The sequence below is a fragment of the Pseudomonas sp. HD6422 genome (genome assembly GCF_025377065.1).
Lineage (GTDB): Bacteria > Pseudomonadota > Gammaproteobacteria > Pseudomonadales > Pseudomonadaceae > Aquipseudomonas > Aquipseudomonas putida_U.
The window spans coordinates 75,398-97,484 of record NZ_JAHWIW010000017.1 but is presented as its reverse complement, the minus strand read 5'-3'; the positions used below and the strand labels follow the sequence as shown (position 1 = coordinate 97,484).

General features: G+C 60.0%; 29 protein-coding genes. 4 read left to right on the top strand and 25 right to left on the bottom strand.

Annotated features, from left to right (window positions below; translation table 11 throughout):
* Positions 1-15: 15 nt before the first annotated feature.
* Together KY379_RS14435 and KY379_RS14430 are read right to left on the bottom strand one after the other, a co-directional pair.
* Positions 16-558 carry a thioredoxin family protein gene (locus KY379_RS14435; protein WP_133326931.1) on the bottom strand — a complete coding sequence of 181 codons (543 nt, stop codon included), beginning with the start codon at positions 556-558 and terminating at the stop codon, positions 16-18.
* Positions 548-823, bottom strand: coding sequence for a DUF2790 domain-containing protein (locus tag KY379_RS14430; RefSeq protein ID WP_133326933.1), 276 nt, complete (start codon positions 821-823; stop codon positions 548-550). The genes KY379_RS14435 and KY379_RS14430 overlap by 11 nt, the downstream gene beginning before the upstream one ends.
* Before the next feature lie 501 nt (positions 824-1,324).
* On the opposite strand from KY379_RS14430, the gene KY379_RS14425 reads away from it, so the two are divergent.
* On the top strand, positions 1,325-1,768 hold the full coding sequence (locus tag KY379_RS14425; RefSeq protein ID WP_261240584.1) for a hypothetical protein: 444 nt from the start codon (positions 1,325-1,327) through the stop codon (positions 1,766-1,768).
* A gap of 209 nt (positions 1,769-1,977) precedes the next feature.
* Here the strand turns inward: KY379_RS14425 and KY379_RS14420 are convergent, their stop codons facing one another.
* The 4 genes from KY379_RS14420 to KY379_RS14405 all read right to left on the bottom strand — a co-directional run bounded on the left by KY379_RS14420 (position 1,978) and on the right by KY379_RS14405 (position 3,005).
* The gene (locus KY379_RS14420) at positions 1,978-2,205 is read right to left on the bottom strand and encodes a hypothetical protein (protein ID WP_261240583.1); all 228 of its coding nucleotides are present in this window, start codon (positions 2,203-2,205) and stop codon (positions 1,978-1,980) included.
* Positions 2,202-2,495: a hypothetical protein gene (locus tag KY379_RS14415; protein WP_261240582.1), complete on the bottom strand. Its 294-nt coding sequence runs from the start codon at positions 2,493-2,495 to the stop codon at positions 2,202-2,204. Before KY379_RS14415 ends, KY379_RS14420 begins: the two co-directional genes overlap by 4 nt.
* Before the next feature lie 79 nt (positions 2,496-2,574).
* The gene (locus KY379_RS14410) at positions 2,575-2,781 is read right to left on the bottom strand and encodes a hypothetical protein (RefSeq protein ID WP_261240581.1); all 207 of its coding nucleotides are present in this window, start codon (positions 2,779-2,781) and stop codon (positions 2,575-2,577) included.
* 14 nt (positions 2,782-2,795) lie between these two features.
* Entirely contained in the window at positions 2,796-3,005 is a 210-nt protein-coding gene (locus KY379_RS14405; RefSeq protein ID WP_261240580.1) for a hypothetical protein, read from the bottom strand.
* A gap of 157 nt (positions 3,006-3,162) precedes the next feature.
* Here KY379_RS14405 and KY379_RS14400 point away from each other — a divergent pair, with 157 nt between their 5' ends.
* Entirely contained in the window at positions 3,163-4,122 is a 960-nt protein-coding gene (locus tag KY379_RS14400) for a hypothetical protein (RefSeq protein ID WP_261240579.1), read from the top strand.
* Here KY379_RS14400 and KY379_RS14395 read toward each other — a convergent pair.
* From KY379_RS14395 to KY379_RS14355, 9 genes are all read right to left on the bottom strand, one after another.
* Positions 4,119-4,616, bottom strand: a complete 498-nt coding sequence (locus KY379_RS14395; protein WP_261240578.1) for a DUF2514 domain-containing protein — start codon at positions 4,614-4,616, stop codon at positions 4,119-4,121. The genes KY379_RS14400 and KY379_RS14395 overlap by 4 nt on opposite strands.
* Positions 4,613-5,095 carry a hypothetical protein gene (locus KY379_RS14390; protein WP_261240577.1) on the bottom strand — a complete coding sequence of 161 codons (483 nt, stop codon included), beginning with the start codon at positions 5,093-5,095 and terminating at the stop codon, positions 4,613-4,615. The genes KY379_RS14395 and KY379_RS14390 overlap by 4 nt, the downstream gene beginning before the upstream one ends.
* A gap of 57 nt (positions 5,096-5,152) precedes the next feature.
* Positions 5,153-5,758: a tail fiber assembly protein gene (locus KY379_RS27265; RefSeq protein ID WP_306466523.1), complete on the bottom strand. Its 606-nt coding sequence runs from the start codon at positions 5,756-5,758 to the stop codon at positions 5,153-5,155.
* Positions 5,758-6,603: a phage tail protein gene (locus KY379_RS14380; protein ID WP_261240576.1), complete on the bottom strand. Its 846-nt coding sequence runs from the start codon at positions 6,601-6,603 to the stop codon at positions 5,758-5,760. The genes KY379_RS27265 and KY379_RS14380 overlap by 1 nt, the downstream gene beginning before the upstream one ends.
* A gap of 97 nt (positions 6,604-6,700) precedes the next feature.
* Positions 6,701-7,375 carry a hypothetical protein gene (locus tag KY379_RS14375; protein WP_261240575.1) on the bottom strand — a complete coding sequence of 225 codons (675 nt, stop codon included), beginning with the start codon at positions 7,373-7,375 and terminating at the stop codon, positions 6,701-6,703.
* Entirely contained in the window at positions 7,375-7,659 is a 285-nt protein-coding gene (locus KY379_RS14370) for a hypothetical protein (RefSeq protein WP_261240574.1), read from the bottom strand. The genes KY379_RS14375 and KY379_RS14370 overlap by 1 nt, the downstream gene beginning before the upstream one ends.
* Before the next feature lie 37 nt (positions 7,660-7,696).
* Positions 7,697-11,260, bottom strand: coding sequence for a phage tail protein (locus KY379_RS14365; protein WP_261240573.1), 3,564 nt, complete (start codon positions 11,258-11,260; stop codon positions 7,697-7,699).
* 56 nt (positions 11,261-11,316) lie between these two features.
* Positions 11,317-11,937 (bottom strand): tail assembly protein, encoded by a 621-nt coding sequence (locus KY379_RS14360; RefSeq protein WP_261240572.1) that lies wholly within the window; start codon positions 11,935-11,937, stop codon positions 11,317-11,319.
* Between the two features lie 59 nt (positions 11,938-11,996).
* On the bottom strand, positions 11,997-12,386 hold the full coding sequence (locus KY379_RS14355; protein ID WP_261240571.1) for a hypothetical protein: 390 nt from the start codon (positions 12,384-12,386) through the stop codon (positions 11,997-11,999).
* Positions 12,387-12,463: 77 nt separating this feature from the next.
* Between KY379_RS14355 and KY379_RS14350 the strand changes: the two genes are divergently transcribed.
* Together KY379_RS14350 and KY379_RS14340 are read left to right on the top strand one after the other, a co-directional pair.
* Positions 12,464-13,006 (top strand): RDD family protein, encoded by a 543-nt coding sequence (locus KY379_RS14350; protein WP_314733525.1) that lies wholly within the window; start codon positions 12,464-12,466, stop codon positions 13,004-13,006.
* A 916-nt stretch (positions 13,007-13,922) separates the two neighbouring features.
* Positions 13,923-14,513, top strand: coding sequence for a hypothetical protein (locus KY379_RS14340; protein WP_261240568.1), 591 nt, complete (start codon positions 13,923-13,925; stop codon positions 14,511-14,513).
* A 152-nt stretch (positions 14,514-14,665) separates the two neighbouring features.
* Here the strand turns inward: KY379_RS14340 and KY379_RS14335 are convergent, their stop codons facing one another.
* From KY379_RS14335 to KY379_RS14290, 10 genes are read right to left on the bottom strand one after another with little or no spacing between them, the layout of a single operon-like run.
* Positions 14,666-15,421, bottom strand: coding sequence for a C40 family peptidase (locus KY379_RS14335; RefSeq protein ID WP_261240567.1), 756 nt, complete (start codon positions 15,419-15,421; stop codon positions 14,666-14,668).
* 2 nt (positions 15,422-15,423) lie between these two features.
* Complete coding sequence (locus KY379_RS14330) at positions 15,424-16,173, bottom strand: phage minor tail protein L (protein WP_261240565.1); 750 nt, start codon at positions 16,171-16,173, stop codon at positions 15,424-15,426.
* Positions 16,170-16,508 (bottom strand): phage tail protein, encoded by a 339-nt coding sequence (locus tag KY379_RS14325; protein ID WP_261240563.1) that lies wholly within the window; start codon positions 16,506-16,508, stop codon positions 16,170-16,172. Before KY379_RS14325 ends, KY379_RS14330 begins: the two co-directional genes overlap by 4 nt.
* Entirely contained in the window at positions 16,508-19,795 is a 3,288-nt protein-coding gene (locus tag KY379_RS14320) for a phage tail tape measure protein (protein WP_261240562.1), read from the bottom strand. Before KY379_RS14320 ends, KY379_RS14325 begins: the two co-directional genes overlap by 1 nt.
* Before the next feature lie 45 nt (positions 19,796-19,840).
* Positions 19,841-20,077, bottom strand: coding sequence for a hypothetical protein (locus KY379_RS14315; protein ID WP_261240561.1), 237 nt, complete (start codon positions 20,075-20,077; stop codon positions 19,841-19,843).
* A complete protein-coding gene (locus KY379_RS14310) occupies positions 20,074-20,418 on the bottom strand; it encodes a hypothetical protein (protein WP_261240559.1) in 345 nt (114 codons plus the stop codon). Before KY379_RS14310 ends, KY379_RS14315 begins: the two co-directional genes overlap by 4 nt.
* A gap of 41 nt (positions 20,419-20,459) precedes the next feature.
* Positions 20,460-20,960, bottom strand: a complete 501-nt coding sequence (locus tag KY379_RS14305; RefSeq protein ID WP_261240557.1) for a phage tail protein — start codon at positions 20,958-20,960, stop codon at positions 20,460-20,462.
* A gap of 55 nt (positions 20,961-21,015) precedes the next feature.
* Positions 21,016-21,402 (bottom strand): DUF3168 domain-containing protein, encoded by a 387-nt coding sequence (locus tag KY379_RS14300; RefSeq protein WP_261240556.1) that lies wholly within the window; start codon positions 21,400-21,402, stop codon positions 21,016-21,018.
* Positions 21,395-21,895, bottom strand: a complete 501-nt coding sequence (locus KY379_RS14295; protein ID WP_261240555.1) for an HK97 gp10 family phage protein — start codon at positions 21,893-21,895, stop codon at positions 21,395-21,397. Before KY379_RS14295 ends, KY379_RS14300 begins: the two co-directional genes overlap by 8 nt.
* Before the next feature lie 3 nt (positions 21,896-21,898).
* Positions 21,899-22,081, bottom strand: coding sequence for a hypothetical protein (locus KY379_RS14290; protein ID WP_261240554.1), 183 nt, complete (start codon positions 22,079-22,081; stop codon positions 21,899-21,901).
* Positions 22,082-22,087 lie beyond the last annotated feature (6 nt).

Sequence of the window (22,087 nt, the reverse complement as noted above, 5' to 3'; positions counted from 1 at the left end):
GGGCATGCCGGATCATCAGCCTTGCTCATCGAGCAAGGCCTTGATGACCTTCTCCTGCCCGCTGTAATCACCCTCACCGAAGTGCACGTGACGCACCTGCCCCTGCCGATCGACGAAGTAGTGGGCCGGCCAGAACTGATTGCCCCAGGCGTTCCAGACCTGATGATCGTTGTCCACCGCCACCGGATAACCGATACCAAGGCTCGCCACCTTGCGTTTGAGGGTATCGACGTCATGCTCGTAGTCGTACTCCGGCGTATGCACGCCCACCACCACCAAGCCCTGGTCGGCATAGCGCCGCGCCCAGTCATTGACATGGGGCAGGCTGCGCTGACAGTTGATGCAGTCCCAGGTCCAGAAGTCCACCAGCACTACCTTGCCCTTGAGCTGCGCGACATCCAACGGCGGCGAATTGAGCCAAGTGCTGGCCCCGGACAGCGACGGCATGGCGCCGTAGCTGTCACGAGCCATCAGGTGGCTGGTCAGACCCAGACCCAGACCCAATACCGCGAGGGCCACGCCACCGACCGTGAGTAACCGCCGCCGCTCAGTTCTCATGGCATCCCCCTGTGGCGTAGGTACGGTATTCGATACTCTGGGCATGGCCCTTGGAGTCGAGGTAGTCCATACGCGTGTTCACCAACCCGCAGGCATTGCTCTGCTGGTCCTGAACTGAAAGTACCTTCTGCACATCCAGCTTGTCGCCGTAGCGGTATTGCATCACACCGCCTTCCGGCGAAGAGGCGCTGGCGGCCTGTGCGGTCACGGCAGCGAAACTCAGCATGGCCAGCAGGCTGGCGCTGGCAAGGGTCTTGACGTTCATGGCATCTCTCCTGTGCAACGTTTGGATGTGGGGAGGTTCACTCCCCGGTCGAGAGCCATTTGACGCCTGGCAAGTATCGCGTATGTGTCGCGCAGCGCTGTGATGTGCTTGCTCCTGTATCTGTACGCCAGGCAGGGACACCTCAAAAGAATCAGGAAAACCCTTTAGATTCAACGTGTTGAAGAAATAAAGGCAGCCCCAAACAGGCCTCAAACCTGTACAGAGAGATACAATAGAATCAGCCATTTACAGACGCATTTTGGGGAAGAAATTCGAACCCCCATGGTCGTCAACGGTTTTCAAGATCGTGACATAAGCGCCCCACTCAAGCGGCGTCGGCGGCGAAAACGATTCCAAAACAAATACGAAACGGCACGGCTACAGGCCGCATCCAGCAAGGGTCGACCTTTCAGTTTTGGAATCGATTTCGGGCGTGACTGACAGCCACTAGACATGGCGCTGAGGTCGCTATAGCGTTACCGCTCACTCAGGAGATATCAAATGGCCATTGATGCAGTCAAAAAGGGTTTTATCGAGGGTCTGAAATTCATGAACAGCCCGACCTCCTACTTGGTCGATGCGTTCGAAGAGTCCGTGAAGGAGCGACCGGAACCGGCAGGAATCGACGAACTCAGGGTGGAGACTGAGCGGCGCGAGCTTGAAATGCGGATGTCAGAAGCGGAAGCCAGAGTTGCCCAGGAGTTGGCTATCGCAAGGCGCATCGAGACCGCTTACGAGGTGGAGATGACCGAGTACTTCGAATACGCCGGTAAAGGCCATGTTGGCGTGAGCGCAGAAGGTGAGGCCTTCAGCATTGGCGCCGGCGGCTCGGGGCGGCGCGTCAGCAAAAGGAAGTTCGTTTTCAAAGGTCATCCAGACTTGGCTCAAATTGAGGGCGCCCTTGAGCGCATCCAGGAGCCGGCCCCAGCAGTCGATAACGCTTGAACTCATGGACCTGAATTAGCTTCCGGTACTGCAGCAGTAGCGGAAAAAGAACACCCCAGGCCGCGCCGTTCGCGGCCTATGCGTCGACGCTGTCTAATATGCATTGGCGAATTTGGGCGAGTTTCGCCCAGTAAAACCGAGAAGCTGCAGCGCGGTTTTAGACAGCCCTTCCCCTCCTCGGCACCCAGCCGAGGCGCCAGCCGTCCTGGCTAGCGCAACTCCTTCACCTCATCCAACTCATTCTCGACCAGTGCCCACAACCGGGCCGATTCGACGAACTCGAGCATGTCAGAAAGCTCGCCCGCGTCGACGTCATGCCTGCGCCGGGCAGCAAAGGCCATCTCGCAGAGCACCCTGGCCCGGCCGTCCGGGTCATTGACCAGCGCGCATTCGTCGTTCAGTTCGGCCAGCCAGGCCTGCGGCAGACCGGACATCATCGCGCTCGGCACCACCAGGACTGCGCATACAGCACGCCGTCGACCTCCTCCACGCCCGTGAGGCTCAGGCCGCCCTGTGCCATGGATGTGACCCTGGCGTCGTACAGCCGCGGGATAACGTCGGGACCTGGCGTAGGGTTGAACACCCAGGCCTGCGTCGAGACCCTGCCCAACAGCTGGCTCTTGTGCTCACCCATGTGCAGATCAGCCTCCAGGGGCTGAACCTTGCGTAGTTGATCGGGAGGAATGGCCACGCCGTTCGCGCGGCGTCGGACAAGGTAGACGTACATGGCTGCCACCAATACTGTATATAGATACAGTATCGTAGCCAGGGTTTGGCCTCTTGGGCAACTGCCAATCGGCCGGCGCTCAGTGAGGCTTGCCGTCGTCCTTGCCGAATGCGCGCATCTGGTACTCGGTGACGGCCTGGAACTGCGCTTCAGCTATGAGCCTCAATCGCTCAACCTCAGCTTCCGGCGCCCCGTTGTCCTTTGCTTCGTGGTATTTGCGCATCGCCTCGACCGCCTGGGCGTAGACCAGATGATCGGGCAGAAGAACCTCATGGAGCCTGGACATGCTTGCCTCGCGGGTCAGTGAATGGCATCAGGCAAGTCGCCGGACACCAGCAACTGGTAATTCACTACCGCTTCGTAAAGCGAATCTGCCAGCATTTGAAGGCGCGCCACCTCCTCCCGCGGCGCGCCTCCTGCCTCAGCGTCTCGGTGCGCCCGGATCGCCTCTAGAGCCTGCAGAAGCAGCGGCTCGCCAGCGAGGGCCATGCCTTCCAAGGTCCGTTTCACGTTGCGCTCCGATCAATGAGTTAGACCGTATAACAAAAAACTCGAATGTGCCACTCGCGCCTTCGCTTAAAGTTGATTCCGCAAGAGAAGGCGACTAAATTCACAAACCTCAAAAGCGCTATAGTCACGCCCAAGGATATTCTGTTAGGACGACCCCATGCTCGACGACATCACAACCACAATCAAAGCCCAGCTGTATGATCGAATAACCAGCCCATTGTCCGGAGCTTTTATAGTCTCCTGGGCAGCGTGGAATTGGCGATTTTTGACAGTTCTTTTCTCAGACCTAAAAGCCCCTATAAAGCTTAGCTATATAGAAACATACATATTTCCAACCACATCCCTCACACTCATAAACGGATTACTGCTACCATTTGTATCAGCAACACTATTCGTAACAGTTTACCCTTATCCTGCGAAATGGTTCTATAAAATTTCTCAGCTGCATAAGAAAAATCTTCGAAGTGTCCAGCAATCTATCGAAGATGAAACACCGATGACGCTTGAACAGGCCTCTCAGCTCCGCAAGAGCTACAACACCATACAGTCTCAGCACGAACATGATATATCTCAAAAAATATCTGAAATCGCCGCAAGCAAAGAGGCTCTCAGAGAAGCCGAAAATTCGCTAAAGGGCCTGACTGAACTATTGTCAATTAAATCAGAGGATCTCAATACATCAAAAACTGAGCAGGCTAGGCTAAATAGGCAGCTAGAGCAATTGACGATAGCCAAGGATAGACTATCGTCAATCTCAAAGTCATTAGCTCCCAGGCTAAGCACGAGTGAGGACAAGAACAGCTTAGTGATATGGAATGCCCCAGGATTGAAAGAAAAATCTCCTCAAATGAAAACGCCGCCTCCCCTGGAGCCAGAAGCAACCATAGAGCGTTCGATAACTAACCATATAAACGTCAACCGCATTTTAAGCGCCAAGAATCCATCGATAGTAGCGGCGGGCGGAAACATATATCTGCAATATACAATTGACAGACCCATATCACTAATCATTGGCCATTACAACCAGGACGACAAGGAAGATAATTCAGGGTACATCGATCTAGCTTGCATCATTCTGACTCTTCTAGACCACCACGGCCTTCCTCGGATGAACTAATCGATCAGGTCATTGTATGATCTTTCGCACGCTTTCCCTGCTATTAGGGCTTCGTCATAAGCTTTCGCCAACTCTCCCGCTCGTTCATCAGCCCGTGTGAGCAAGTCGGAGAGCACCATGGCGGCGCGGGTGGCTGCCTGGCCTCGGGCGGCAGCAGCGGTATCCGTGCTGGGGCAACCGACGGTGGCGGCGAGCTTGGCGCCTTCGTCGCGCAGCCGCTGGCCAGCAGCATCGGCAGCAGCAGCGCCAGCATCAGCAATCGTTCGTTCTTCATGGGCATGGGCTCTCGCCTCCTCCTGCGCCTCGGCGCGTCGTTGTTCTTCCTGCCGTGCGCTGCGCTCGCCCAGCACCTCGGCCAGGCGGTCGCCGCTGTCTCGTTGAGCTGATGCTTGGGCGGCCTCGGCGCGCTCCACCGATCGGCCGTGCTGGTAGGCGCAGTAGTGGGTCGCCAGCAGCACCAGCAGCGCCAGCGACCGGATTGCCCAAGAGGTCATGACAAAACATCCTTGAGGGCGGCAGCGTAGTTGCGCTTGAACTTGGCGCGCAGCTCTTCGGGCTGCCGGGCATACGCCCCAGGGCGCCACACGCGCAGATACAGATCCCATGCGGCCTGCTCATCGCCGGCCGCTGGCAATGGCTTCGGGTCCGTCCAGATCAGCAGGCGCGCCAGCGCGGCAGCCAGGATCGGGTCGCGGCCGATCGCCTGATAGATCGACTCGACCTCGAAGGCCACGCCGCGCGCACGGCACACCTCCTCGCCCAGGCGCTTGGACGCCGGGTGCGTCATGACGCCCTTCACCCCGCCGCCGCGCTCGAACTGGTAATCTCCGCGCGCCGGTCCGCCCACCTGCTGCTCCAGGCGCGTCGGGTTCTCCTGCAAGTTGATGGAGTGCAGAAGGATGCGTGCCGGGCGCGTGCCCATCTGCGGCGGCAGCAGGGCCAGGCCCTCCAGGATGTCTTGATCCAATGGCATTGGTTTTCTCCAGGCAAAAAAATACCGCCAGGCGGCGGTCGGTGGGTTAGGTGCGGTTCAGGCCGGCGGCGCGGGCCAATCAATGCTGGTCGGGTAGCCTTCCTGATCGGCGAGACGGTTCAGCGCGACGCGGTAACGTCTCCATTCGGTGAGCAGTGCCGCTTCGCTTTCGGTGGAATCGCCTAGATCAACAGCGTCTTGGAGCGGTGCTATAGCAGCGTCTGCAATTGCTCGACGCCTTGCAACTTCCGCAACTGCTTCGGTCAGTTCCTGCTCGGCAGCAGCCTTGGCCTTCGCTTCCGCAGTTACCTCCTGCGACCAGTCTATGATGCCGATCGCTGGAGTCTGTTGATCGAGCATCTCCAGGCCTGGAAATTGGATAGGCCCATCAACGGGATGGAAAATATCCACCGGGAACAGCGCCGAGTCGGGCGAGTCCGGCCAGCATGGCAGAACGAGTTGCACCACCAGCTCTTCGCCATCCCGATACACCGGGGCTTGGATCGCATCGCAGCCGATCGCCTTCGCGGGAAGCGTAGAGCCGGCGCCAAGCTTGGAGAAGTCGAATACCGCATTGTTGATCGTAAGGGCATCGCCACTCTTGGATACTTGCAGCGTGACATCTCGCGACAGTGGGGAAATTGGAGAAAGCTTGATGATCATCAGAACCACCTTCCTATTGCGACAATCTGCAGGACCCTGGCAACCAGAGAAGGCAAAGTTGGGCTGTAAAGTCTGGCCGATACAGTCGATGTGGTGGCAATACCCGTCCCCCACAGCGATACGGTAGAAGCGTCTGCGCAATAAACTCTCGGCACAGACGCGAACGTCATCGGCAGGTCTCTCGACACAGCGTCCGAGGCATACAGCGAACCAGTGGCAGAAAACGACGAGGTCGTTCCGTCCCGCATGGCTATTGCAGTTCCATCGGCGAACTTGACGTACTCACCATTGGCATTACTGCCGCGCTCGACGATGGCTCCTGTTGGAACTCCGCCGCTCTGGCTGACCGTGCCGAGGATTGCCGCAACGGCCGCAGCGCCTAGCCCCAATCCAGTGCGGGCGGCTGCCTGGGTCTTTCCGCCAGTCCCGCCCTGGGCAACGCTCAGCGCTGTAGTCAGGCCTGACAGCGAGGTGATGTCACTGTTTGCGCCACGGGTGGCCGCCAGGATGTTCTGCCGCAACGTCTCAATGTTGGTAGCGCCGCCGAACAGGGCGAAGGTCGCCCCGAGCTGATCCACCAACTGCCGAAGGCGGTCGGCAGATTCCTTGACGTAGCCTTGCATGGGCGCCAGGCCATAGGCCCCGCCGCTCACCGTTGCACCTTGGTAGGCCGGCAGAATGCTCAGCACCGTCGCACTCGCGATGTTGGTCACCTCGTACCAACGGCCATCGGGGCCTTGGAACGCATCGCCCACCCGGGCGTTGAGCGCGAAGGCGGTACCGGTACCGGTCACCGTCGTTTGGCCAGCCGTGATCGCCACGGTGCCTGTTCTGTACCAGGGCATAGTGTTTCCTTGAGTTAGGGTGAGTGCATCAAGCGCGCGACTGAAAGAGTTATTCCATTGTGCCCAGGTTGATTGCTTGTCTGGCCATCAGGCCTCTTCAAAATCCGGTTACGTCTACGATCATCAAGGTGGGCGGCTGCATTGCGGGAGAGGATGCCGGCGGCGCCACCCCCGCACCACCAGTCGGCCTTGATGAGATGGGTACCTCACCCACCCCTGCACTAGCTGGGCCGATGCTCACGCCGTACGACATTTGGACCCAGTACGGGACGCCTGCCAGCGCGGCCCCAGTTCCCCGTTTTGGGTAACTGCCAATTCCAGCTGCATAATTCCGAGTGGTGCTGGGCCACGACCTCGTGGTGCCTGACGCCGCGCCGCGCACGATGTCCGATACCCTTAAAAACTTGCAGTCGGAGTCGAAGGTGAGGATCCCCGCTGAATCGAACAGCTGAAGGCCAGAAGTCGACGGCGTAATAGTCTGATCAGCAAACCCATAGATTTTGATCGTTCCCTCTGCCGAGCACTTGAACCGCCATGTCGTGCCCACTCGCGTCCACAACCCGATGAACATCGAGGTGTCGGAGTAGAAAAACAAAGATTTGACCGAGGCTGGGATCGTTATATCGAAGTAGTAATTGGCGCTGACGAAAGGGCCGGTGTTACTTACAAAAGGGCCGCTGAACGTGGCCTGATAGGCCAAGGTAGCCACTCTCGTCTCCGAATCAATCTGGAACACGCCATCATCAAACCAAACCGTCATGCCTGCTGGCATCAGAACGTCCCTGCGGAGATGTTGACGGCGCGTCGCGGAACGCTAGCGCCGCCCATCGGGTTGGTGAAATCGACAAATGACCAAGTCACCGTCGTGCCGCTGATACTGACGTTGGGGTAGGCGTAGAGCGTTGCCAGCGTAAGGTCCGCCGAGTTGTCCTCGATGAACACAAACGGCTCACCACCATCCGCAAGCCCAGCAACAGTTCTACTTCCATTGGCCGTACCGCTCGACCAGGTCTCATGGATGCGGCCAATGCGAGACGTAAGGTCCAGCATCAGCACGCCGTTCGCATTCCATGTTTGTAGGCCTTCTGGCATATCACCCCCATATCCCAAGCCTGACACGCATACGGGTTTGGTCGTAGACGGTCAGAAGCTGGTTCGTCACGTTCATGCGGCCTTGCCCGGCTCGCACTCCGTTGATCTCGAATTCATTGGTAACGAAGTTGATGCGAATCCCTTGCGAGCCCGCGACATAGTTCGAACTCTTCAACTCGCCGGTGATGATCAAGTTGATGATGTCCGCCTGGTTGATGATCGCGCTGTTCATGAACACCTGGCCGTTCTGGATGGCGAAGACCGACTTCGGCGTCCCACCAGGCTGGTGCATCACGGCGAACAGGTTGGCAAGGAATACCACCATGGATTGCATGCCGTCCGGGGTGTTCTCGACCCCGATACCCATGCCAGCGCCGTAGTAAACCCCGTTAACGTCGACGCCCACCTTGATGTTCCGGGTGGCCGATACATCACCGTTCAGATCGACCAAAGCCTCGGACGTGTCCTGTATCAGGGCTTCGGTGCTACCCACCCGACTGCTGAGCTGCGATATCTTGGTGGCATTTGCACTTTCATTGGTTGTCACCACTCGATCGAGATCGGTAATGCTCGTCTCGTTCCCTGCCACCCTTGCGTCAAGAGTGGTCACCCGCTCGGCCATGGCCATGTTGTCGGATGCCTGTACCTTCTGGGCAGTAGCGATCGCCGCGGTGCTATCCCAGCCTTTCAAAGCATCGGCCAGTTCGCCCTCACCGTCATCATCCCGGTACGCCGCGCGCAGAGCCTCGAAGGCCGTGACCTGAGCTGTCACCTTCCCGTCGAGATCCGTGATGTCTGCCGTATTGGTGGCCACCTGTTGCGCCAGGCCGTTGGCCGTGAGCAAGGACTGGCCCACGTCCACCCAGTAGGTGGCATTCGGCGGGGCACTGGCACCGGATGGGTCCGCTGGTACATCTTGCTTGGCCTGGTAGATGCGGCCATCGACGACAACCATCTGCCCCTGTTCGTACGGATCTTCCTTGATGTAGCTCTTGATCCCGTCCAGAGCGTCGATCTGCTCCTGTAATCCAGGGATCTTCTCGACCTCACTGAGCAGGCCCTGGCCGAGGTGGGTCTCGGTGATCTTGCCAGTGATGTAGTCGAGGATTTCATTGGCGTCTGCGCTGGACTGGCCGTAGATCCAGTCCGACCAAGGCCCGATGTTCCCGGTGCGGTCCACCAGGCGAGCCCGGAACCAGCGCACGACCGCCGCCGCCATGCCGGAATGCAGATAGGTGGCAGTCGGATATGCGAACTGGCCCAAGGCGATCGGGTTCTGTCCAGTGGCCTCCGAGGCCATTTGAATCTCGGTGTAGGAGGTATCCTCTGCGCCTGAGGGGAAGCCCCAGCTCAAGCGAATGGCCATGATCTCCGAAACCGTGTTTAGGAAGGCAAGGGCGGGCGGCTCTCCCTCCTTACCCTTGAGCTCAGTCAGCAGGGACTCGCGCCAGGTCGATGTGATGTCGAACGAGCTGACCGCCCGCACCCTGGCCAGGTAAGCGCCAGCGTAGATGCCCACCACATCAACCGAGGTCGTGCCCGTGCGCTGCAGCCGAATCCAGTTGCCATTGTCCTTGCGCCACTCCACGTCGTACGCCACGGCGCCAGGCACTGCAGGCCACTCGATCGTCATCGTGCTGACCGCAATGCCTTGCGAGATGGCATAGGCCGAGGACAGCGACACGCTAGCCGGCGGCTGCACGGTTGTGATCGGGATCACCGATATCGGTCGCTCCTCCAGCTTGGCGCCGGTGTCGATCGCTGCGAACTTGCTCGGATTGAACTCGAGCGCGGTGATTTCGTACTCGCCCTCCTGGGTTCGCTTGCGCTGGAGCACCCGGAACAGCTGCACAGCCAGATCGTCGTAGTCGATAGCCCACTGCAATTCAGGCTCGGGCTGCAGGCTGTATGCAGTGGTCACCGTTACAGCACGCCCTGCCACAGATTGCACTGTGCGCGCCTGGGCCGTTCCGTTCGGTAGGTTCACGATCAGCCGATCGCCTGCCTTCACCGGGGTGTCACGATCAAGGGTCACGACCCGGCCAGCAACCGCAGAGATGCGACCGCCGTTTGGCCGGCCCGACACCAGTTCATCAGCCACCGGAATCACATAGCCGGGCAGCACAAGCGCGCCCTCCATGCCGGTCTTGAAGGTGACGGTGCGGTCCTGGCTGTTGCTCAGCAGCGCCCACTTACCGCGGCGTTGGGCCTCGGAGGCGCGAGTGCAGCCGATGGCCGAAATCTCGATTGGGCGATCCCGGTACCGGCGCTGGAGCGCCAGGTCGGTCACCGGGATAACGTCAGTGTCGTAGTTGTTCGCTGGGTTGTCGTAACTGACTAGGGCCCTGCTGTAATGGGTATTGCGTTCGGCCCCGCCATACACGAAGTCGCCGTCGATGACGTTCGACCTGGTGAAGACGTAGTCGATGTCCTGCGCGCGCGGCATATCCGCCTGCATGAACAGCGAGCCCTGAGCCCAGTACACCATACCTCGGTAGATGGCGGACAGGTCGCGCAACAGGTTCCAAGCCTCAGCCTTCCCCTGCAGGTTCATGTCGCACAGGAAGCGAGGTTCCTGACCGCCCTGCCCGTCCGATACCAACTGGTCGCAGTACTGGGCGATGCGGTACATCTCCCACTTGTCGACCATCCAAGACTTGATGCGCTTGCCCAGGCCGAAGCGGTCCTCGACGCACAAGCCGTAACTGACGAATGCTGGGTTGTTGGTCCAGGCCTGCTTAAACGTGCCGTCCCACACGCCGGTGTAAGTGCGGGTATCCGGGTCGTAATTGCTCGGCACCGGCCAGCGCTTGGCGCGGCAGTCCACGGTTACAGCGGGGATGTTTTGGAATTGCTCTGCGTCGAACTCGATGTAGAGCAACGCTGTGTTGGGGTAGCGCAGCTTCTCGTCGATGATCTCGGTGAAGCCGGCGATGGTCATCGTGTCGCCGACGGTGGTCTTGTTCTGGTTGGGCGTCAGGCGCCGCACCCGGAACTGCCAGCCAGAGGTCGCCTTGGGCAGGTTGATGCGCACCGAACGCTGATAGCCGTTCATGGTTTTGCCGTCTACGGCGCCCTTGTGCGCCTCGGTGTACGAGCCGCCGTCCGTAGAAACATCAATCGCATACTCGATCCGGTAGCCATTGGTGTTACCCGAACTGTCCTGACTGTAGAGCCGGTCCCAGGACATTCGCACCTTGAACGCCGACAACTGAATGTCGCTCAGCGCCCGGGAGAACGGAGTGTCGCTACGCAGCTCCACGCCTACGGTGTTCTCGTTTTCAACCGAAGGTATGCCCTGGATATAATCTTGGTCGATTGACCCAGGCCGCCACTCCCACTTCACACCTGGGAAGTTCACGTTGCCACTGGCATCCTCGATCGGAGTGTTGTCGAGGTAGATGTCGCGAGCAGTAGGCGTACCGTCGAACTCACCCTCACCCACCGCTATGAGAATCTTTGCGATGTTCGTGGACGAGAGGGTATCGGGCGCTTCTACTGGCGTTTTCGGCTTGCTCTCGCCCCCTTTGGCGCCAGTGATATCAAGGTGAGCTGCTGCGCCCATTCTTTCCTCCGAGCAATAAAAAACCGCCCGTAGGCGGTCTGTTCGCTAAATCGGCTCTAGGCCTTGTCTTTCGCCTCGATCGAGGCAGAGATGATCGCCCCGCCCCAGCGTCTTTCACCTATGCAGATGGGGACAGGGTTGCCGCTGGCAGTTGTGTTCCTGGCACTGCCAAAGGCATAGGACGGCTTGTTTTCGGCCGCAGCGCTCAGTGAAAGGCCTTGGGCTTGGGGGCTCAGCAGTTGGATCACACCTCCCACCGCCATCGAAATGCCAACAGCACCAGCTATTCCCCAAGCACCGCCCGCACCGATAGCACCAAGGCCTGCAGGCGCAAATATCGCTACAGCTGCGATTAGTGCCACCCCAAGGACGGTTTGAAGAATCCCGCCTCGCTTGCTACCCCGAACCACCGGAATTAAGCGCACCTCCCGGGCACCTGCGCGACCGAAGTCCTCAGGCCCCACATTCTTGCGGTTCCGGAAGATCGCAAAACAAAGGCCCATGCCGTCTAAGCGTTTGATCTCCTCTTCAAAGCCAGGAAGTGTGGCCTTTAGCGCCTTGAAAACTTCCCAGGTATCTCCGTTGTCGAGTTGGCGGCGATGGGTCCGACCAAACCGCCTGGCCAGAGATCCGGATAACTTGATTTCAGTCATTGCTAAGCAGTTGATCGCACTCATTAGCTGGTTCCTTATAAATGCAAAAACCCGCCGAAGCGGGTTTTCTCAAGTCGAAGTCATTAAAACGCTGTTGGATACACCCCGATGCCCGAGATACGCCTGCGAACAGATTCTCCCTTTGCAAGAGTGACTTCCGCCTCGTAGATCCCACTGCCGCCACATATTCCAACGGGCTCGACGGCGATGATGTGCTTTCCGGCAGGGACCCCGAATCGCGCAACCTCGGCCGCATAGAAATCCGCTGCCGCTTTGCCGTCGATGTGAAACCTCAACTTGCAACCTGAACCTTGCAGGCCAGAATCACGGGTCACCACTAGCTGAGACTCGGCCTCAGCCTGGAAGGAATAGACCCGGTCAGCAGGCACTGGCTTTGCTTTTTCTGCAGAAATTGGTGAAGTGGCACAGCCCGCCAGCAAAGCCAGTCCCATCGCGCCGATCAGAACTCGCATACTATTCCCTCCCTTGAAAACCAGGACTGTAGCAGCCGGGCTGGGCAGGCATCCAGCTTGGATGAAAAGCCAGTGGTGTGACGGGCGGACCACCAGTAGCATATCGCCACTTTCAAGCGTGCAGATGCCTAGCTAAGCCCGGCCACGCGCTGGGCTCCACTCCCTCGCCATCACCACCGCACGGAGCACATGATGGAAGTCTCAAGGACGTCACTTCTAATGAAACGCATTGGGGCGTACATCATCGACTATGGGGAATTGTGCTTCTAGGCTTATGGCTTGCGCGACAAGAGACTCTGTTGTTTGCAGGGTTTGAGCTGCTCTTCGTCCACCTATTCCTCTACCCGCTGTGCGAATGGCTTTTCAAAGGCAGGACACCAGGTAAGTACGTCTTTGGGCTGACCGTCATCAACGGGGCGGGTGGACCGCCAACTCTTGTACAAGCTCTGATCAGAGGGCTCACCAGGTTCATCGAGGCGCCCCTCGGCATCATTACGCTTTTCATCTACACGCAATCCGCAAGGTGCCAGCGGGTCGGTTACATGCTTTCTAGAACCTATGTTATACCGACCAAGGACCTAGCTCAGCTCCGCGTGACGATGCACGCAACCAGCCACTAAGCGCATCTAACCGAAAGCCCGGCCAAGCGCCGGGATTTCGCATCTCAAAGGCCTATCGGCTGGCTATCACCGAAATCGGCTACACGGCCCATGCTCGCCGCAAGTTTTTCGACCTGCATGGCCGAACATGTGTTCGTCGGACACTTACCTAGTACCCGCTAAGGGGTAGTGTTCAATACGGCACTCATGGGGATGGCCATCGCCTTTACACGTCCCATCTAGATATCGGTAGTTGATGTGCATCAACTGGCCTTTTTTGGGCCACTGCCTGCGTGGGAGCGTGCTTTGGTAATCAGCAGCTTCCGGTACGAATGTGATAGTCGCCCCCTTTTCCGGACATTCTGCGGTGGTCGATGCCTGACTTACCTTTATGACCTGGGCCTGTAGCTTTGGATACGGAATCTTCAACACATCAGTGATCTGTAGCTCCATACGGCAAATTTGCCACGTCGATGCTTGTACTGGCTGCCACATTACGAAGAAGGGAAAGGCAAATAGGGCGTAGCGAGTTGCACGGTAGTCCATTATTGGTCCTGCCTTGAAACTGGGATTCGAGGCATTATCAGACCTGAACTCACCGAATCATAGGGCGATCCTTCCTTGCGCGCATTCAGCTAGGTCGATGCGCGCCCAAGTCATGCAAGGTGACTTGAGCGAACGCTTACGGTTGATACGCACACCCGGCGCGACCTTGAAGCTTTTCCAGCACAGCAACGCAAAGACTCGACTTCTTGAGGAAAGCAATGGGCCTTCCCCCCCAAAGCTGCGGGGACCGCTATCCTGTCCACCCATCCAGCCTGGACACAAGCCCAGTAACGGAATTGGATTCAGGCGTAGTAGCGTTGTGCCTCCAATAACCGCCCCGGTCCGTTGCCGGAAAGCCCATGGACTGGGGGATGATTACCAAGGAGTACACTTGAGCAAGGATCAGGAATTTGAACCAAGGCCGGCGTTCACTATTGATTGGGATCGACAGTACGATTGCGGCCCCTCCGACCCACACCTACATGCCATCGGCCAGTTCATCGCCAACTACTCATCTGTCGAGTGGAAAATTGCCGAGCTTTTCGCGTTGACTATTGGAAAGCCTGTAGCGGAAGCCCAGCGGATCTGCGTGGAAACCAACATGTCGATTGCTGGGATGGTCCGGTATACAAAGTCCAAGCTATCCGAAATCAGTGGTCCGCACGAAGAAACGGCCAGGGATCTCGTGTTCAGCATTGAGGCCTTCGAGAGGATCTCTCCTACTCGACATAAAATCGTCCATTGGCAGTGGGGCTTGAATGAGGGTGACCACGCTACAATTTCTGACCTTATCAAACCTAGGACTCCGGAGAAGGCAAACACGGCAATGAAGCTGGAGGACCTCCGGAATCATTGTCTAAGCCTGATGAAGATTTTTCGCGCAATTATTCTTGGTCTTGAAGTGCTGTCTGGCCGGATGACCAGGCAGCAGATTCTTGAAGTCCGCAAAGACACATCTCCCGAAAAGCTCTTTCGACCGTAGCACGTGACAGTGGTCGGTCATCTGTTTCCTCTAAAACAGACAGGCCGACTTCAATCATGGCCTCCGACACAATGACGTCCTCGGGGTGCAGGCTGCCTAACTTTTCCGTAGTGCATACCTGTTGCATATTCTTCTCCTGCGCACTTAAGGCTTCACATCGCGTCCCGATGACGCAACACAAGGCGCGCCCGATCGAGCCAGGGCCCGCCGAACACGATGATTTCCGATGGGCGCCCGTACAGATGGTGGAGCAGGAACGGGCCAGCGCCGTACACCTGCGCATGCTCCTCAAGCAGTTTCGCCTCGGCACCAAGGTAAATGCCGGCATGGTTCGGGTGCTTGGTTCGTCCCACCGCCATGACGATCATGTCCCCACGCTGCGGCTGGCTGACCTGGTAGAAGCCGGCAGCCTCATAGGCCTGTTCGTACAGGCTCGGGCCATCGCCCTTCTCCCACCATCCGTCATCCCTGGCGTAAGCCGGGAACTCCAGCCCCCACTCGCGGCGGTACCAGTCCGCGCAGATCTGCCAGCAATCCCAGGCCCCGTGCACGAACGGACGCCCCAACAGTGGCGTGTGACCGGTAGGCGTGACACTACGCAGGTCGCCTTCCGGCCACGACAGGATGTGCCACGGCAGCGCCGTCGCCTCACACATGGCCAGGTCGCGAGGCGATGGCCTGCTGGTGGCGTCTGGGTGCGAGTGCACGATGCCGATCACCTCACCAAGATCCTCGGCTTCCGCGTATTCCTCGGGCGAGATACGGAACTCCTCGGCAGGGTCAGTGGCCGTGTTCTCGCACGGCATGTAATGGTGAGCACGCCCAACGGTGATGATCAGCCCGCAGCACTCCCGAGGGTACTCCGCCGCAGCATGGGCCTGCACGGCAGCAAGGATGTGTTTGCGCATGGTCAGCTCCGTGCAATCAGGGATACAGCCGGGAAGCCGCCGAACGGCAGCTGATTACCCTCGCCAAAGCGAACCGTGCACCCCGTGCCCAGGCACCCGTTGCATTGGTCTTGCTCGGGGTCGTCGGTCGGGTTGCCGTCTAGGTCGTAGTACGGCCCGGTGTAACCACAGTTTGGGCCGCGGTATCCGGCAGTCATGGCCCAATGGCACAGCTGGGTCATCTGCCGGCCGATCGTCTCGCCTCCCACATCGCCGGGGCTGGCTAGCTCCCAGCCGACCGTGGTGCCGTTCTCCGAAACTTTCTGGTCGACGTACCAGACCTCAATCGCCTCCTCAGCAGGATCAGCCTCGGGGTTACCGGCTGGGAAGTTCACGGCATCGAGGAACCTGCCCAAGGTCTGGCGTATCGTCAGTTTGAACTCGAGCAAGTCGTCGAAGGCCAGGCAAAGCGCCGTGATCCGCCCGTTGACGTTGCCCACTGTGAGCGTTGGCCGCACGGCAGTACCGTCCGAGTTGGCCTCGATACCCTGTATCTGCATCGGCCAGGCGCCATACTCGTTCCCCTGCCACCAGATCGACTTGGCCGGTAGCTGGTCTGCATTGGCGCCAGCGGCTGCCAGCTCCGCCGGCGTATGGGGGATCGCATGGCCGTGAAACCTGAGAATGTCGGCGCCGAAGTCCGACCCGTCCAACTCGAACAGGTAGATATCGGCGCCTGGCTCAAGCTTCTGCAGTTGAGCGATGAGCGTCATGGATGGAAAGCCCTCTCAAAGGAGGCCGTCAGCACCGTGACGCCCCCTGGCTTGCGTTGCTGCCGGAATGACTCGCAGCGGTACAGGCCAAGCACTCCCTCGGGATTGGTCCAGAGGAACGACCGGGCGCCGCCGTGGACGCGGATGAAGTTGATCGCCGGCTGAACCTCATCCGCCAGCCCGCCAATGGTGAGATCCCAGCTGTCGGTTTCTGGATTCAGGCCGTCCTGGGCAACCTGGGAGTAGCCGTCCCCGAACTGCGACTTTCGGGTCCGGAGCGTGCTTTCACCGGTCGCCTCATCGTCCGGAACCCAGGTGAATGTTTCGATAGCCATCAGCTCCTCCGGGTGCTGTTTCGATAACTGGTGCCGCCGGGGCGCCAGGAGTCGGCGATAGCCTTCTCAGCCGTCGCGACCATTTGCTTTTGCATGTTCTGCTGAAGCGCACCACTGTCGAGCTCCAGGCCTTCGGAGCTTCGATCCGGCACGGTCAGGTACATCGGCGCATCCACCTGTACGACCGTCCCGCCACTGGCCGCGCCGCCGACAACCTGCACGCCAAGCGAACCATCCGCCCCGCGCGCCAATGGCATGATCGCCTCAGGGCCCGCCTCTCCGGCGACACCCAGCCCGCCACCAGCCATGCCGAACGCGGTCGGCTGAGTGAGGATGCTGTTGGTGAACGCCCCGCCCTTGGCAAACAGTTGCACGCCGCCGGACCAGGCGCCGCCCAGCGCTTGCGGGAAGTAGGTGCTGGAATAGCCAGCCTGGGAGGCTCCCAGGTTCGAAGAGACTGCACCGGCTGAGCCAGCCGCCATGCCATTGCCACCGCCGCCGCCGAAGTAGCTGCTGAAGGCTGAAACGCCGACACCGACCAGGCCGCTCAGCAGCGAACTCGCCGCCTGCTGGCTGGCGATCCTGGCCATGTCCGACAGAACGCTCACTGTGAAGCTCTTGAAATTGGCTTTACCTGTCATGGCGAATTCGGCCACGGCGTCCCTGGCAGTGTTGAAGCCGGTGGTCAGCATATCGTCAGTGGCGCCGGCGACGTTCGCCGCATCGGCCTGGATATTGGCCCAGGCCCGCTCGGCGCCGTTGCGGTAGTCGCGCTGGGCCGCCAGTCGGGCGTCGTACCCGTCAACCTCCATCTGCAGTTCGCGCGCTTGGTAATCGGCCAGATCAGCCAGCCGCTCCTCGTACGCACTTTGGCTCAGCCGCCGCGATGCATCCTCCTGCTGCTCCTCCAATTGCCGGCGTGATTCGGCGTACTTCTGCCGCACGGCGTTGAGCCGGTCGGCCTGCTCGCGCTCGTCGTCGCCCATCCCCACGCCGGCGACATCAGCGTTGATGGTGTCCTGCCGGGTCTGGAGAACCACCTCCATGGCCTTTCGGTAGGCCTCGGCGCTGTTGCGGCGAATCTCGGCGAGCTTCTTCTCCTCTTCCGTCCGCTTCTGGATGGTCGTGTCGGCATACGCCGTGTTGAGGTTCTTGATGCCGAGTTCCATCTCGGCAGCGGTGATCTTGCCGGCGGCCTGGGCTTTGCGCAGACCTTCGACACCCTCAGCCAAATCTTCCAGACGCTTTCGTTCCGGCAAGGCCCTGTCGATGATCGCATCGAGCGCCTTGATTTCATCCTTGAGTGCCTTGGTTCGATCCTTGCTGCCCTGGGTGGCGTCCTTGTTGGCCTTTTTCTGCGCTTCGATCGCGCTCGCCGCCGACAGGATGGCTTGGCGGTCGGTGTCGGTGAGGTCGGCGTTCTCGGCAATATGCCGATTGGCGATTTTGATCGCGTCGCCATTGTCCTGCAGGCCGGCCAACTGCTTCTGCAGCGTTTCGAGGTAGGTCTGACCCGCAGTGCTCATGCCGGCTTTCGCGGCGTTGTTGGCCTGCGTTGAGGCGGTATTCTCGTCGGTGACCCCGGTCAACACCCGTAGCGTTTCGGCGATCAGGCCCGAGCGCTGATCGGCGTCGCTGACCGCGCCGGCCTGGGTGATCCACTGCTGGACGGTGCCGGCCGGCAGCTGCAAGCGGTTGCCGACTTCCTGCAGGATGGGCGACAGGCCCTCCCCGCTGGCACGCGCCTCGTTCAGCCGGTCGATAATCGACTGGTAATCGGCCAACTGCTTGTTGTACAGCCCGCCAGAATCCCGCACAGGAGCGGTGACCGTGGCCGAGCGAATCGACTGCGCCAGGTCGCCGTATGCGTCCTTGACCTTGTCAGCCGAGGTGATCTGCTCCTGCTGCCACTTGATTAGCGATGCTTCGCGCTGGTCCTTATTGAGCTTCGCGAACTCCTCCCGGAGTTGCGATACCGGCTTGTGCAGGTCGTCCAGGCTCACGCCGGCCTGATCTGCATTGTCACGCAACAGCAGGAAGCTTGCCGCGGCGGTGCCAGCCATCAAGGCCAACCCCATCGGACCGCCCAGGATCCCTAACAGGCCGGCGCCAACGGTCCGCAGTCCCGCCTGTGCAGTTGCGACCGCAGCAGTGGCAGCCGCTTCGCGCTGCCGGGCCTGGGCCAGCTGGATAGACATTTGCGTCTGCACCGCTGTGCCCCGCGCGGCGGCAGCCTCGCGAGCAGCCAGGATCGTGAGGGTTTCGGCCTTTCTCTGGTCGGCTATGGCCGACTGCACCACGGCCTCGGCCTGGGCGATCCGTGCCGCTCGATCAGCCAAAGCAGCCTTCACGGCCAGCCCCGACTTCGCCACGTAGTTGGTCAGCGCCGCGACGCCCACGCCGGCCATGGCCACAGCGACCAGATCAACGTGGTCAGCCAGCGCAACCAGAACGCTCGACAGGCCGGCAACGACCCCGGTTTGCTCCTCCATACCACCAAGGAATACCTGAATCGAGTTGCCGATGTTCACCAAGGCGTCCTGCACGCTGGTAGACATCTCAGCTGCAGCCTTGCGGTTCGCCTCGACGGTGCCGAGCAGGCCGGTGTTCAGGTCGTCGAGGGACAGCTTGCCCTCTACGCCAAGCTTGCGAATTTCCTCGGCGCTCTTGCCGGTAGCAGTAGCGATCGCATTGACGACCGTAGGCATCGCTTCTTGGATGGACACCCAGCCGTCCGCTTCCACCTTGCCGGTCTGCAAGGCCTTCGAATAGGCGCCAAGAGCAGATCCTGCCTTGTCGGCTGACGCTGCGTTGGTCACCAGGAGGAAGCTGAAGCTGTCGGTGATATCGAGCGTCTGCTGAGTGTTGAAGCCCAGGGTACGCATCACGTCCGCGGTGCGGATGTACAGCTCCTGCGCCTCCGCGAGGGGGCGGTAGGTTTCCTGGGCGGTGCGCAGAAGGTGCTCTTGCACCGTCTGGTACTCACCAGCGCTGCCCGCTGCAGCCCTCATGCGGTCCGACATCTGCCCGTAGGCGTCAACCTGCTTGATGATGCCGCCGACCAGCCCCGCGCCCGCGACTGCCGCGAACGCGCCGCGCATGAGCACGCCAGCCGACTGGGCCGCGGCTCCCGCACCGTCAAACGCCGAGTCGACTTGAGCCAGGTTTCGGTCGATCGATTGGGTGGTTCGCGCTACCACCTGGTCAGCGCTTGCCAGCTCTCGGCGCAGCTGCGCGGTGGTGGCCTCGATCTGGACCAACATCCCCTGGACTTGTTGATCGGCCATGCATCTCTCCAAACACAGAAAAGCCGCCCGGAGGCGGCATGCGCATTACGTTTTGCCTTGGCCTCGAAAGAAGGCCTTCAGCTTGTCCGCCACGTTCCCGCGCTTTTGCGGTGCGGCTTGTGGCGACGCCTGAGCGCCCTGCCCTCGCCCGGTCCAGTCAAGCCGGGCATCGAGCGCGAGCATGATTTGGGGGATCGGCGTATGCCAGGCGGTATCAGGCGGCCAGCCGAGCCAGCCGGTTGCCACGCCGAACAGATAATCGACGTAGCTGCCGTCCCTCACTGCGCTGTGCTGGCCGCCTCGTCCTTTCCCCGGGCAGCCACGCTAGGCGGCACCGGGTTCAGCAGCACGGTAATGAATTCGGTCAACTGGGCCGACACCTTGGCCACACCGGTGTGGAACACCTCTCCAGCCACCGCGGCGTGCTGGTCAGCCTTCAAGCCAGCGCCTGCAATCACCACATCCGCGCACGCCGCGATGCTCATCAGACGCATGGATTCCAAGGCGGCGCGCAGCCCCCCGAAACGGGATTCAATCAACAGGGCCGCCTCAAGGGTGGGCCGCAGGGTGTAGGTCCGGGCGCCAATCACCAACGTGACGGTGCCATGCAAGGCTTCACTCATGGGGGTTCTCGCAAGAAAGCGGAGGGGCTAGACCCCATCCGTCATGGGGTAGCCGGGCCAGCCGGGATTTCGATGATGTCGGTGTTGATTGCGAAGGTCATGTTGCGGCGCACGACGTTGTCAGCCGAGCCGGCGGCAACGGTGTTGTTCATCACCTTCACGCCGAAGTAGAACATGGTGGGGAGGATTGGCGTTGCCGCAGTCGGGTCACCATCATTCAGGGTGACCTTGACGTTGTAGTTGCCTTTGGAACGGTCCTTGTGAGCCGCCGAAACCGCGATCTGCCCCGCATCGCCGCTATCCAGGCCGACCGCCAAGGTCATGTTGCCCGCGTCCGCAGTACCCTTGTACTTGCGCACCCGGCCATCGCTCAGGGCGGTGAAGTTCACGGGGTTGAACGTATCGCCGAACTCACCCAGGTCTTCGATCTCGCCGACCTGGACGTAGGTATCGGCCTCGTAATCGGCGACCTCTGATGCACCGGTCTTGCCGCCAAACGAAAGGCGGCAGCCAGCGGCTGTATTCAAATTGTCTTCGGCCATGGGTATTCCTCCAAAGGCACATTGGATAAAAGCCGCGGCGCGGCCCGTGGGTGATTCAGTGGGTGGTGATCACGCGAACGGTGATCGAACCCTGGTAAGTGATGCCGTCGGCGTCGCGCTGGGCGTCGGCCTGCTCAACCCGAACAGAGACGGCCCGGCCAACTTCCAGCGGCAGGCGGCGCTCATCGAGTGCGGCGATGATCTCGCCGTTGATGCGTTTGACCTCGGCCTGACCCACGGCATCGGACCAGACCGACAAGTACAGTAGGCGCGTTTCGCGCTTGCGGCCCGAGATCGGGGTGCTGTTGGCCGATGTTTCGCGGTCAATAGATACGTATGGCATGTCCGCGTTCAGCGGTGCACCATCGTAGATCGGGCAGCTGACTTCCGCCTGGAGCCTGGCAAATATGGCCTCTTGCAGAGCCAGTGATGGGTCAACCATTGCCCACCCCCTGACTCGCCTTGCGCAGCGTTCGGCGCACGGCCGCTTCGATGTCGGCCATTACATATTCCCGGTTGACGTCCATTGATGGGCGAAGCCACGGATGTGCTGGTCTGGCTGGAATATCCGGGTGCTTGCCAAAGAAGTGCGTGCCGTCGCTTTTATTGGTGACACGCCGGTTTCGATCACCGGCCCGTTTGCTGCCGGTGTAACCCTTGGTGCCATACTCGATGAAGCGCAAGTAGAAGAACCGTCGGTTGTCGCGTTTGCCGCGAATCCCGATCTGGGCGTCCAGCCCGCTGGGCGAGACGTACACCTTGAGTGCGGCTGCCGCTGCGCCCGTATCCTTGGGCATCAACTGTCGCTGGGTGGCCAGCACACGATCGGCGGCCTGGCGCATGGCCGGGGCCAACTCATTGTCCATCGTCTTGTGGATATTGCGCAGCGTCCGGCGCAGCCGGATATCGCCACGAATGCTGGACCGGCGCGCCATGGCCTACTCCTTGGCCGGGGTCGGCGCCTTCGCTGGTTTTTCAGAAGAAGCGGTTTCGTCTTTGATTTCCACGGCGTAGCCACGAGCGATCAGGCCTTCGCCATACTCCTTCTTTACCTCGAAGATATCGCCCTTCTGACGCTCGCCGGAAGCGCCTGTCAGCGGGCCCAAAGCTTGAATTTTCATGGTTCA